The following is a 12064-nucleotide window of genomic DNA, read 5'->3' as shown; positions in this document are numbered from 1 at the left end:
AGGATAGGACGTTGCCACGCGATTATTCCGGCATAGCTCAGTTGGTAGAGCACCTGACTGTTAATCAGGTTGTCGACGGTTCGAGCCCGCCTGCCGGAGTCGGGTTAACCTGGTTAACCAGTTGATATATGCCGGCTTAGCTCAGCTGGTAGAGCATCGGTATCGTAAACCGAGGGTCGGGGATTCGAATTCCTCAGCCGGCATCAGATAAGTTGTTAGTCTTCGGACTAGCAGCTTTTTTTGTTGTCATCAATTATTTTTGACCGCTTAAGTTTGATTATGTAGCTGACCGCAGGAGCGGTTTACATTTAAAGGATCAGACCATACCTACGAAGTGCCGAATAGAATGGCTGCATTAAGTATGGAAGAAGACCGAAATCATCCGCCAACTCGCGGACTTTAAGTTGACCGTCACCAAGGTCTTGTTCCGGACTAATCAAACCGCGGCCTGGGCGATCGGCTTTTCGATTAGCAGCTGCGAGCAAAGAAATAAAGGCCGGGTTGACAGAATAACAATGAAAGCGTTTACGTAAAGTTGACGCATTGGTATAGTCTAACGTTTAAAATTGGTATATATCATTAAACCGTTGCTAAACCAACGATTTGGCCAATAAAAAAATAAATGATTTTTTATATAATCTGTTGTGGTATACCTCGCTTAGTGCTATTCTATAAGTATCAATTAAGCACAGGAGATGCCATCATGAAAAACGTCTTATTAGTATGTGGTCAAGGAATTTCAAGTCATTTATTCTTGGGAGAAGCTAAGCGGGTAGCTGAAACACAACGTGTGCCGTTACGTTTCACCGCAACGAGTCTAATGGAAGTAACGCCAGAACTCTTGGCCGAACAGGACTTGGTACTCTTGGCGCCACAAGTGGCCTACCAAGCCAAGATGCGGGCTAAGATTGGCGATCAAGTTCGGACGGCACCGATTCCCAATGATATCTACGGTTGGTTGAACAGTCAGGCGCTGGTTAAGTATGCTTGTCACCAATTGAACTTTGCATCAGCTGCCGTTGCAGTCGCATACTAGGCAGCCGCGATGACCCCGACGATTGCGCAACTGGCTATGCAGGTCTTGGTTCAGGCGGGGAACGCTAAGAATAGCCTGTATCAAGCGATTACTACCGCTCGGACGCAACATCAGTCGTTGGATTTAACGACCTGTCAGGACCAGCTCTTGGCGGCGCATAAAGTCCAGACGCAAATGATGGCAAAAATGGCTGCTGAGGACCTTCCCGTGACGACCCTTATCAATCATGCAATGGATACTTTAATGGCCGTACAGGGAAACTATGAGCTAATTGTGGCCTTGGGTTGCGATTGGCAGGATAAATAACTGGATTTTACTGGGTGTAGTCGTGGACTGCACTTTTTTTGTTTTGGACGCAATTACATGGTGGGAAAGTATAATTGACGCAAGTTTATTCATTAAAAGAATAATATTTGCCGATTGGTTCAAATGAATAAAAAATAAGAAGATTGCATGAGATAGCTAATAATTTCATCATTGTTTTTTGCCCGTGGGGGCGGGGATGGAGACGCTTTTATTTCAAAAACCGTTGCGTAACGGGGATTCATGAAGTATAATTACAACTATGTTTTATTAGAGGTCTATGAGACCCCGCCACAATCGCTTTTCGAGATTCGGATGGTGAAATAAAAAAATATTCATTTTTAACCAAGCAATGGAGGTATTATCGTTTTGAATAACAAACCAGAGTCGACTTCCCAAGACCGAACCTTCTTCGGTCAACCACGGGGATTATCAACGCTGTTCTTCACGGAAATGTGGGAACGGTTCAGTTATTACGGGATGCGTGCCATCCTTATCTACTATATGTACTACTCGGTTACCAAGGGTGGTCTGGGGTTTGACCAAGCTACGGCTGCCTCAGTCATGTCCATCTATGGGTCCATGGTTTACCTGTCATCCGTCCTTGGGGGCTACCTGAGTGACCGGGTCTGGGGGAGTCGTCGGACCGTCTTCATTGGTGGGATTCTCATCATGTTTGGGCACATTGCCTTGTCAGTGCCTGCTGGACGGATTGCTTTGTTCATCTCAATCCTCTTGATTGTTCTGGGGACTGGGCTGCTGAAGCCAAACGTTTCCGAAATGGTTGGGGGCCTGTATGACGCCGGGGATACTCGTCGTGATTCCGGGTTTACCATCTTCGTCTTCGGGATTAACTTAGGGTCGTTGGTCGCACCATTATTGGTCGGCTGGTTAGGGTTGAACTACAACTTCCACTTAGGGTTCTCCCTGGCTGCCATCGGGATGTTCCTTGGCTTAGTCCAATACTGGTACGGTGGGAAGAAGTACTTGAGTAAGGATAGTCTTTACCCAACCGATCCACTGGAACCCGGTGACATGAAGAAGCTGACGGTTCGTTCAACGGTCGGTGTTGTCGCCTTTGCTTTAATTGTTTTATTGATGTTCCTCTTGGGTTCATTGAACTTAAACAACTTCGTGCTGTTGCTTTCGATCGTGGCCATTGCCACCCCAGTCGTCTACTTCGTGATCTTCTTGACCAGTAAGAAAGTTACCACGACTGAACGGAAACACGTTTGGGCTTACTTAGGGTTATTCATCGCCGCTGCGATCTTCTGGGCGATTGAAGAACAAGGCTCCTCAGTTCTAGCGCTGTTCGCCGCTAACCAGACGAACAACCACTTCTTAGGACTGAACATCTTGCCTTCTTGGTACCAGATGCTGAACCCACTGTTCATCCTGATCTACACGCCATTCTTTGCGGCATTATGGAACCGTTTAGGGAAGAACCAACCAAGTTCTCCTGCTAAATTCGCAACTGGGATGCTGTTTGCCGGTGCGTCCTACTTAGTCATTGTGATTCCAGTTATGATGTTTGGATCCAGTGCTAAGGTTAGTCCCCTGTGGTTAGTCGGGAGTTGGGCCATCGTTGAAATTGCTGAATTACTGATTTCCCCAATTGGGTTATCCGTGACGACGAAGTTAGCGCCAAAGGCCTTCCAATCTCAAATGATGAGTATGTGGTTCTTGGCCGATGCCGCTGGGCAAGCCGTTAACGCACAGATCGTTAAACTGTACACGCCAGAAAACGAAGTGGCTTACTTCATGGGGGTTGCCATCGTGGCAATCGTCGCTGGATTAATCATGTTCGTACTGGTTAAACCAATTAAGAATTTAATGGCCGGAATTAAATAGTCAATATTTACCGGCAAAAGTGCTACTCTAATGGAGTGGCACTTTTTATTTGGCCAAAAATTGGAGAGGGGGTCATCGCATGGTTAAAGCGGCGTTAATTAGCGATCTTCACTTTGACGTTAATCGACAAGACATCGATCAATTGTTGCCGCAGCAGGCCGGTTATCTCATGCAACAGGGTGTGGGCCTGCATTTAATCGCGGGGGATATTACCAATCATTTCGATCAGTCGCTAGACTACGTGGAACGCCTACAGCGGTTAATTGCTCCCGCCAAGGTGCGTTTCATCGCGGGAAATCACGACATGTTACATGATGTGACGTATGCGGCCCTTGAGAGCCCCTTAGCGCCAACTTACCTTCATCGGGGACAATTAGACGTGGCTGGGACGAACTGGCGGATAATCGGCAATAATGGCTGGTACGACTACCAATTTGCAGACAACTTGGCCGGTCGGGACTTTTTGACCTGGAAACGGGCCTTTTGGGTCGATGGCACCATCGAACAGCCGCAGTCCGATCCGCAGCGGATGGATGACGTGTTAGCGGCAACCGAGAACCAACTGATTCAGGCCCGTGCCGCGCACAAACGCGTCCTGTTCATGACTCATTTTGTGCCGCACCGGGCGTACATTCAATACACCACGGACGATCGGTTTTGGAATATGGCCAATGCTATGCTGGGGAGTCCACGGATGGGGGCGCTGCTGGACCGCTATCACGTGGATGTGGTCCAGTTTGGCCATGTTCATCGACATTTTAAGCCCCGTCAATTTGAGAAAACCATCTACTACGATCAGGCGGTAGGGTACCATAACAAGCGGATTAATGAATGGACCCAGTCGGATTACTTCACGGAATGGCGGCAGCGGTTGCGGCTACTCGAATTAAAATAAAAATATTTTGCAGAAAGTGCTTGACGATTTATGCAGAATTCTGTATGATAATAAACGTTGATTCGTTACGGCGATTCACTTTTGGTGGGGTAGCGAAGTCTGGCTAAACGCGGCGGACTGTAAATCCGCTCCTTCGGGTTCGGTGGTTCGAATCCACTCCCCACCATTTTTATTATTGGGCTATAGCCAAGTGGTAAGGCAACGGGTTTTGATCCCGTGATGCGCTGGTTCGAACCCAGCTAGCCCAACTTAAAAAACCAGTCACTGTGTGTGGCTGGTTTTTTTATACCCTTTTTTCGCGGTCAACCGTGGAACCATCTGGCGTCAACGCTGCGCTGACGGGGGACGTTAGCCGCAATCAAGCGGTGACCCAATTGACAATTTCAACGAATTTCGCTAAAGTCGACTTAGCAATTGCACCAGACCAATTGGGATAGTGTACGGAATCATGAGGAAAATGGTGCGTAGACCGGCCAGATGACAGCACGCCGGCCCTCAAGGAGGAAACTGAGATGAGAATTGGATTTATTGGTGTTGGCGGTATGGCCCAGGCCATTATTGGGGGTCTACTGAAGGCAAAAACCTTTGCGCCAGCCGAGATTACGGTACATAGTCATCACGCGGAACATTATTTAGCTTACGCCCAGGCACATGACCTGATTGCCGCCAAGAGTAATGCGGCGGTGGTTCAGAGCAGCGATCTCGTGGTCCTAGCGGTTACGCCCAACGTGGCCCCGGCTGTTCTAGCCGAGATTACGCCAGAGTTAACACCGGCCAAGACCCTGATTTCCATCGTTGCCGGCTGGTCGTTAGCCGACATGGCCGCCATTACCGGCGCAACCTTGCCAACGCTACGAACCCTGCCTAACGTCAACGTAGAGGTCGGGGCGGGGATGACCGCTGTGGCGGCCAACGCTGCGTTGACGGGGGACCGTTTGACCGCGGCACTCCGGGTGTTTAAGACAATTGGGTCGACGACCGAGTTGGCTGAAGACCAATTTGGTGTCTTCAGTGCGTTGGCGGGCAGTTCACCGGCCTACATCGACTTCTTCATTGATAGTCTGAGTCGGGCCGGGGTCAAATACGGCTTAACCAAGAAGCAGGCCACGGAGATTGCGGCCCAGGCCACGCTGGGGTCGGCCAAGATGGTGCTGCAGAGTACCAAGATTCCATTCGAATTGATTGATCAGGTTGCTTCGCCGGGTGGAAGCACCGTCGCTGGTCTCTTGGCGATGGAGGAGGCCGGATTGATGACGGCCGTGGTCAAGGGAATTGATGCGACGATTAAGCGTGATGCCGGGGAAACGGACTAGCGGCGGCGCACAAATTACCAGCGCGAGACAGTTGCTTTTTTGGTCTATACCGATTACAATAAGACTATATCAATTGGTGAATGGTCCGTCGATGCGAGGACTGTGGCCAAGCACTGTGTGGTCAGTCCCTTCTCGCCTTGAGGGGGAAGTTGCTGATGCGGCACAGCGAAATTGTTGTTGTCATATCATGAGGAGGAGACACATGAGTATTGTCTTGAAGCACGCTAAGATTTATACCGGGGATGCGGTCATTCCCGATGGGTATATTCGGTTTGATCAGCAGATTGAAGCAGTTGGCCCCGTTGCCGAGTTTCAGCCGTTGCCCGCCGATGAGATCCACGTGGTCACGGGCCGGACAATTGTACCCGGTTTTATCGATGTGCATAGCCACGGGGGTTATGGATATGATAGTATGGATGGGGACCCTGATCAGATCGATAAAATGGTTAATCTGATGGTTCATGAGGGGATTACGTCGATCTTTCCCACCACGATGACCCAGTCGAATGAGGCGATCGATCACGCGATGCGCGGTGTCGCTGAAGCGGCCAAACGTAACCCCGTCATTCAAGGCGTGCACCTGGAAGGGCCGTTCATTGCGGCAATCTTCAAGGGCGCTCAGCCGGAGAAGTACATTAAGGATCCCGATGTTTCCTTGCTGGATCGATGGAACAAGCTGTCCGGTGGTCGGGTTAAATTAATCACGTACGCACCGGAAGATCCGGGCTCCCAAGCGTTTGAGGCGTACTGCTTGGCCAACAATATCGTGCCATCCGTGGGCCATTCCAATGCTACCCGCGAACAGTTGTTGGAGAGCCGGGCCACCCACGTGACGCATTTATACAATGCGCAGCGGGGCTTGCGGCACCGTGAACCGGGCGTTACTGGGCATGCGATGCTGGAAGACAACCTGTATTGTGAACTTATCTGTGACGGCTTCCACATTGTGCCCGACATGATTAAGTTGGCGTACGAACAAAAGGGGCCGCACCGGTTGGAACTGGTGACGGATTCCATGCGTGCCAAGGGGATGCCCGAGGGCGTCAGCGAACTTGGTGGGCAGAAGGTGATTGTGAAGGATCGGCAAGCGCGGCTGGAAAGTGGCAATTTGGCCGGTTCCGTGCTCCGCTTTGACGAGGCCTTCAGAAATATCATGGCCTTTACGGGGTGTGACCTGAATGATGCCGTACAGATGAGTTCGGTGAACCAGGCCGAAGAGTTCAATTTAACCCAGAAGGGGAAATTGGTTCCGGGGCGTGACGCCGATCTCAACCTGTTTACGCGGGATTTACAACTGGAAACGACCTACAGTTTAGGGCGAAAGTTCAGTCAAGACTCAAAGTAAAAATTTAGTTGTATTTGTAGAAGGGACGTAGGTGCTGTGAGTTCACCGATTTATATTCAAATTCATAATGACATTAAACGGGCTATTGAGGCTGGTAAATGGGCGGTTGGCGACCGGATTCCGTCCGAACGAGAACTGTCTCGAGATTTTGATGTGAGTCGGATGACGCTCCGTCAGGCGATCCAAACCCTAGTTGATGAAGGGATTCTGGAGCGGCAAGTCGGGTCCGGAACCTACGTCGCAAACCAGAAAGTTCAAGAGAAGATGTCTGGGGTCACGAGCTTTACCGACCTAATGTTGGCGCAGGGCAAACAACCGGCCAGCAAGACCATCTCCTATCACGTGATGAGCCCATCTCTAAGCGAAGCGGAGAAGCTCAAGCTGAGTGAGGACGAACAGGTCTTACGGATGGAACGGATTCGTTTCGGCGATGATGTGCCGATCTGTTTTGAAGTGGCCACGGTGCCCGAGCACCTCGTCGACGGTCTCAGCAAGCAGGAAGTGACCAGCTCGCTGTACCGGGCGCTAGAAGACAAGAAGAACCTGAATCCGGGGAAGGCGCAACAGACGGTCTCCGCCATGTCGGCCTCCGAACGGATCTCTGAGTTCTTGAATATCAAGCGGGGCGACGCTATTTTGCGGCTCCGGCAGGTGACCTACCTGCAGGACGGGACACCGTTTGAATACGTGCGGACGCAGTATGTCGGCGAACGGTTTGAATTTTATCTTGAAAAATAAACATGAGGGAGCTGGACGGTGGTTCGGCTCCCTTTTTGCAAAGAAAGGACGCGTGTCAAATGAAGAAGGCGCAACGCTTTGAGGTGACGCCCACCAAGGCGGACAACGGGGTGGCTTTTGACGTGGTCACGGATACACAGACGGGGGTGCAGTACGTACTGGCCTCGAACTACATCGGCAGCAGCATGACGGTGCTGGTCGATAAGGACGGTAAGCCGCTGTTAAAGTCCGGCATTTAGAAAGCGGGGGTGAACATGTTAATCCGTCGAGCACAAGCAAACGATGACTTTCAAGTTGTGGCGCAGCTATACCTGGACGTGTGGCGGGCCACTTACACGGGCATGTTACCGGCGGCATTCATGGCGCAATTGACACCCGCTAGCTGGCATCCCGAACGGCGCTGGCAAGAGACATGGTTGGCTTTTGACGAAGCTGGTCAACTGATTGGGACGTGTGCGGCGGGTCCGGCCCGCGCCGTGACGCGGTCGGGCTGGGGCGAAATCTATTCGATTTACGTTCGCCCCACGGCGCAACATCACGGCGTTGGCCGGCGGCTGATGACGGCCGCAATGGCGGCATTGACGCCTGTCTACCCGCAGATTTACCTGGAGGTGCTTGCCGCGAATCGGTCGGCCCAGGCATTCTACCACCAACTGGGATTTACGCAAAAAGGCACCGTCCACACGCGGACAGTGCCTCAGGGGAAAATTTCAGTTGTGGAGCTTAGCGTTGATGCTTAGCCTGTTGCCGCACCAGACGTAAGTAGTGGGGAATCACGGCGATCCGTTTGAGCCGCTTGGGTTCCTTGGCCGTGCGGTAGAGCCATTCGAGATGGTGATCCTGCCACCACTGTGGTGCCCGGTCGACCGCACCGGCCAGGACGTCGAAACTGCCCCCAACGCCCATCCACAGGCCCTTGGTGGTCTGACGATGCTGGGCGATAAAGGCTTCCTGCTTCGGAAAGCCCAGGGCCGCGAAAACCATGTCCGGTTGGGTTCGCTGAATGTCGGCGACGACGGCCGCGTCATCCTTGAAGTAGCCGTCGTGCATGCCGGCAATCACGAGGCCGGGATAGTTCTGGGGAAGCTTGGTTTTCAACGCGGCGATGACGGCCGGTTTCGCCCCAACGAAGTAGGCGGAACGCTGGTGATCGCTGGCCCACTGAAGCAGCGCCAACAGCGTGTCGAAGCCCGTAATGCGTTCTGGGATGGGCTGCTTGAGAATTTTAGCACCATCGAGAATTCCAATGCCGTCTGGCGTGATGAAGTCGGCGGATTGAAGCAGCTGATGGTAGTCGGGATTGTGGTGGGCGTACATCACAATTTCGGGATTAGCCGTCACCACGAAGGTATTTTGGTGAGTGATGATTCGGTGTTGTAAAGTTTGTAAAAATTGCGCGGTGCTGGTCTTGATGAACGGGACACCAAGCACCGTGACTGTAGGAAATGACCGTTGCATGGGGGTCTCCTTTCGAGATTGGTCATGCCAACAAATAAAGCCAGGCTGACCGTACTAAATAGTATGACGCTCTGTGTGTTTCATGCTAAAATGGGTCTATTAGATTAAATTGTACCAGTCCAGCTTGAAAACTAGCTAAGGGAGTAACGCAATTATGACGAATTTGTATCCTGACGACAGTTTAACCGTGCACACGGATGCTTACCAGATTAATATGATTCAGACGTATTATCAACAAGGAATTGCCGACAGACATGCTGTTTTTGAAGTGTTTTTCCGGGACATGCCGTTTCATAACGGGTATGCCGTGTTTGCTGGTTTGGAGCACATCGTTAATTATATCCAAAATCTGCACTTTTCCCAAACGGATATTGAATACTTACGAGAAGCTGAAGAATATCCGGAAGACTTTCTGGACTATCTCGCGAATTTTAAATTTAGAGGGTCGATCCGGTCTGCCGTTGAAGGTGAGCTGGTTTATGCCCATGAACCGATTTTACAGGTAGAAGGTCCCTTGGCAGATTGTCAGTTAGTGGAGACCGCTATTTTGAACATTGTGAATTACCAGACACTCATTGCCACTAAGGCCGCACGGATTCGCTCCGTGGCCGGGGATGACGCCTTGATGGAGTTTGGGACGCGCCGGGCCCAGGAATTTGACGCGGCCATTTGGGGCACCCGGGCCGCCTTTATCGGTGGGTTTGACGCGACCTCCAACGTCCGCGCCGGCAAGATCTTTGGGATTCCCATCAGTGGGACCCACGCCCACGCGTTGGTGCAGACGTATGGCAACGACTACGATGCCTTCAAGGCGTACGCCGAAACACACCATGATTGTGTCTTCTTAGTCGATACGTACGATACGCTCCGTAGCGGAATTCCTAACGCCATCAAGGTGGCTCAGGAGATGGGCGACCGGATTAATTTCCAAGGCGTCCGGATTGACTCTGGTGATATGGCCTACCTGTCCAAACGGGTTCGGCAAAAGCTCGACGAAGCCGGATTCCCGAACGCCAAGATTTTCGCGTCCAACGACTTGGATGAAAAGACGATTCAAAGCCTGAAGATGCAGGATGCCAAGATTGACGTCTGGGGCATCGGAACCAAGCTGATCACCGCCTTTGACCAACCCGCATTGGGAGCCGTCTACAAGATGGTGGCCATTGAGGATGCTACGGGTAAGGTCAAGGGAACGATTAAACTGTCTAACAACGCCGAGAAGGTTACCACGCCGGGGAAGAAGCAGGTGTGGCGGATTACCAAGCATGCGGACGGGAAGACCGAGGGCGATTACGTGACGTTGGCGGATGAGGATCCGCGTAAGGAAGAGACCATCTTCATGTTCCATCCCAGCTTTACGTATATCAATAAGACGGTCAATGATTTCAATGCACGACCGATTCTTCAGTCCATCTTTGAAGACGGCCAGTTGGTCTACAAGTTACCAACATTGTCGGCCATTCGCGAACGGTGTCGGGGGGCTTTAGCCAACCTATGGCCCGAATACAAACGAGACCTCAATCCGCAGAAGTATCCGGTCGATTTGTCGCAGGATTGCTGGGACCACAAGATGGCCATTATCAAGGATATTCACACTTACGTTCAAAAAATGCCCGAATAATCACGAGCACGTTGGGGGTCGGGTGGTCACGTCAGCTAGACGTGGGTGATTGTTGCCCAGACCATCGGCCCAATCTTACGAGGGGGCAAGAAACATGCGAGCCATGCAAAAAGAAATTATTGCCGCGTTAAAGGTCCAACCCACCATTGACCCGGCCAAGGAGATTCGGCGCAGCGTTGATTTTTTGAAGGCGTATTTGAAACGCTACGACTTCCTAAAGACGCTGGTGCTGGGAATTTCCGGGGGACAAGATTCAACGTTAGCTGGGATTCTCTGTGAGCAAGCGGTCACGGAATTGCGGCAGGAAACCGACGACAGTGACTACCGGTTCATCGCGGTACGCCTGCCTTACGGTGAACAGGCCGATGAAGATGATGCCATGATGGCGATTGACGTGATGGGCGCCGATGAGACTCAAACGGTCAACATTAAGCCGGCGGCCGACGCCATGGAAGCGGCCGTGAGCGCTAATCACGATAACGTCAGTGACTTCAATAAGGGCAATATCAAGGCCCGGCAACGGATGATTGCCCAGTACGCGATTGCTGGGGCCCGCTCCGGCGCCGTGGTGGGCACCGACCACGCGGCCGAGGCCGTTACGGGCTTCTACACCAAATTTGGTGACGGGGCGGCCGACATTTGCCCACTCTGGCGGTTAGATAAGCGTCAAGGGGCGGCAATGCTGGCCTACTTAGGGGCGCCAGAGCACCTCTACAAGAAGGTGCCGACGGCCGATTTGGAAGACAACCGGCCCGCATTACCCGATGAAGCGGCACTCGGGGTGCGTTATGCAGACATTGACGACTACCTCGAAGGTCGTGACGTCAGTGACCAAGCGGCCGAGAAGATTGAGAACTGGTACCGTAAGACCACGCACAAGCGGCATCTGCCGGTTAACGTGTACGATACATTCTGGAAAGATTAGGTGACAAACGATGCGTAAAAGCAATATGAGTGGGTACATCAACGTTTTAAGCAAAGTCCTGCAGGGCACCGAAGACGAAGCGGGTGAAATGAACGCCGACTTCGAAAAGATGCGAACGGCGATCGACAACGACACGGTCAGTGACCTGTCGCAGGCCGATCTACAGGCCGTGGTGGATAATTTTCAACGCGGAACGGACGGGTACGAAGACAAGCTGAACCAACTGGAACAGGCCAGTGTGCCTGTTCGCGTGTTGGGGAAGCACAAGTCTTTGGTCGCGGCCTTTCGGACCTATACGGAAGCGTGCCAAGCCATGACCGATAGCATTGACGTTGAACATCAAGCTGTCGATGTTGCGGCATTCAACCAATCCGAGAAGACACAAGAAAATGCCATGGAAAAGGTAACGGCGGCGACGCAACGGATTATGACGAGTCCGATGTAGCGGGTAAAGGATGTTCAGCTCTTTTTGAGCGGCATCCTTTTTGCTGTGCGCCCGGCATGGGCGCTAACTAGGCGGTGAAAATCCGCTGTGGGCCGTAGTAGTCGGAACCACGAGCCGAAGGCAAAGGTGTCCAT

13 protein-coding genes and 4 tRNA genes are annotated in these 12064 nt (G+C 51.8%); 16 read left to right on the top strand and 1 reads right to left on the bottom strand.

Annotation, left to right across the window (positions count from 1 at the left end; all coding sequences use genetic code 11):
* The first annotated feature begins 26 nt into the window (after positions 1-26).
* The 13 genes from HEQ50_RS11905 to HEQ50_RS11845 all read left to right on the top strand — a co-directional run bounded on the left by HEQ50_RS11905 (position 27) and on the right by HEQ50_RS11845 (position 8221).
* Positions 27-99 (top strand) — tRNA-Asn (locus tag HEQ50_RS11905).
* Positions 100-130: 31 nt separating this feature from the next.
* Positions 131-203: transfer RNA gene (locus tag HEQ50_RS11900), tRNA-Thr, on the top strand.
* Between the two features lie 500 nt (positions 204-703).
* Positions 704-1036 (top strand): cellobiose PTS IIC subunit, encoded by a 333-nt coding sequence (locus tag HEQ50_RS11895; protein WP_168900718.1) that lies wholly within the window; start codon positions 704-706, stop codon positions 1034-1036.
* A 9-nt stretch (positions 1037-1045) separates the two neighbouring features.
* The gene (locus HEQ50_RS11890) at positions 1046-1342 is read left to right on the top strand and encodes a PTS lactose/cellobiose transporter subunit IIA (protein WP_168900717.1); all 297 of its coding nucleotides are present in this window, start codon (positions 1046-1048) and stop codon (positions 1340-1342) included.
* A gap of 366 nt (positions 1343-1708) precedes the next feature.
* Positions 1709-3190 carry a peptide MFS transporter gene (locus tag HEQ50_RS11885; RefSeq protein ID WP_211089329.1) on the top strand — a complete coding sequence of 494 codons (1482 nt, stop codon included), beginning with the start codon at positions 1709-1711 and terminating at the stop codon, positions 3188-3190.
* 79 nt (positions 3191-3269) lie between these two features.
* The gene (locus HEQ50_RS11880; protein ID WP_168900716.1) at positions 3270-4085 is read left to right on the top strand and encodes a metallophosphoesterase; all 816 of its coding nucleotides are present in this window, start codon (positions 3270-3272) and stop codon (positions 4083-4085) included.
* Between the two features lie 83 nt (positions 4086-4168).
* Positions 4169-4251, top strand: a tRNA-Tyr gene (locus HEQ50_RS11875).
* Between the two features lie 10 nt (positions 4252-4261).
* Positions 4262-4333: transfer RNA gene (locus tag HEQ50_RS11870), tRNA-Gln, on the top strand.
* Between the two features lie 264 nt (positions 4334-4597).
* Positions 4598-5398: a pyrroline-5-carboxylate reductase gene (proC, locus tag HEQ50_RS11865; RefSeq protein WP_168900715.1), complete on the top strand. Its 801-nt coding sequence runs from the start codon at positions 4598-4600 to the stop codon at positions 5396-5398.
* 202 nt (positions 5399-5600) lie between these two features.
* Positions 5601-6743, top strand: coding sequence for an N-acetylglucosamine-6-phosphate deacetylase (nagA, locus tag HEQ50_RS11860; RefSeq protein ID WP_168900714.1), 1143 nt, complete (start codon positions 5601-5603; stop codon positions 6741-6743).
* 36 nt (positions 6744-6779) lie between these two features.
* Positions 6780-7481 carry a GntR family transcriptional regulator gene (locus HEQ50_RS11855; RefSeq protein ID WP_168900713.1) on the top strand — a complete coding sequence of 234 codons (702 nt, stop codon included), beginning with the start codon at positions 6780-6782 and terminating at the stop codon, positions 7479-7481.
* A gap of 59 nt (positions 7482-7540) precedes the next feature.
* On the top strand, positions 7541-7720 hold the full coding sequence (locus HEQ50_RS11850; protein WP_168900712.1) for a DUF6440 family protein: 180 nt from the start codon (positions 7541-7543) through the stop codon (positions 7718-7720).
* A gap of 15 nt (positions 7721-7735) precedes the next feature.
* Positions 7736-8221: a GNAT family N-acetyltransferase gene (locus HEQ50_RS11845; protein WP_168900711.1), complete on the top strand. Its 486-nt coding sequence runs from the start codon at positions 7736-7738 to the stop codon at positions 8219-8221.
* Here HEQ50_RS11845 and HEQ50_RS11840 read toward each other — a convergent pair.
* Positions 8205-8939 (bottom strand): WecB/TagA/CpsF family glycosyltransferase, encoded by a 735-nt coding sequence (locus tag HEQ50_RS11840; protein ID WP_168900710.1) that lies wholly within the window; start codon positions 8937-8939, stop codon positions 8205-8207. The genes HEQ50_RS11845 and HEQ50_RS11840 overlap by 17 nt on opposite strands.
* A 154-nt stretch (positions 8940-9093) precedes the next feature.
* On the opposite strand from HEQ50_RS11840, the gene HEQ50_RS11835 reads away from it, so the two are divergent.
* From HEQ50_RS11835 to HEQ50_RS11825, 3 genes are all read left to right on the top strand, one after another.
* Positions 9094-10560, top strand: coding sequence for a nicotinate phosphoribosyltransferase (locus HEQ50_RS11835; RefSeq protein ID WP_168900709.1), 1467 nt, complete (start codon positions 9094-9096; stop codon positions 10558-10560).
* Positions 10561-10654: 94 nt separating this feature from the next.
* Entirely contained in the window at positions 10655-11485 is an 831-nt protein-coding gene (nadE, locus tag HEQ50_RS11830; RefSeq protein WP_168900708.1) for an ammonia-dependent NAD(+) synthetase, read from the top strand.
* Between the two features lie 10 nt (positions 11486-11495).
* A complete protein-coding gene (locus tag HEQ50_RS11825; protein WP_168900707.1) occupies positions 11496-11930 on the top strand; it encodes a hypothetical protein in 435 nt (144 codons plus the stop codon).
* Positions 11931-12064 lie beyond the last annotated feature (134 nt).

This window comes from Lactobacillus sp. HBUAS51381 (assembly GCF_012641095.1).
In the GTDB taxonomy this organism is placed as follows: Bacteria; Bacillota; Bacilli; order Lactobacillales; family Lactobacillaceae; genus Levilactobacillus.
This window is presented reverse-complemented; position numbering and strand designations above follow the sequence as displayed.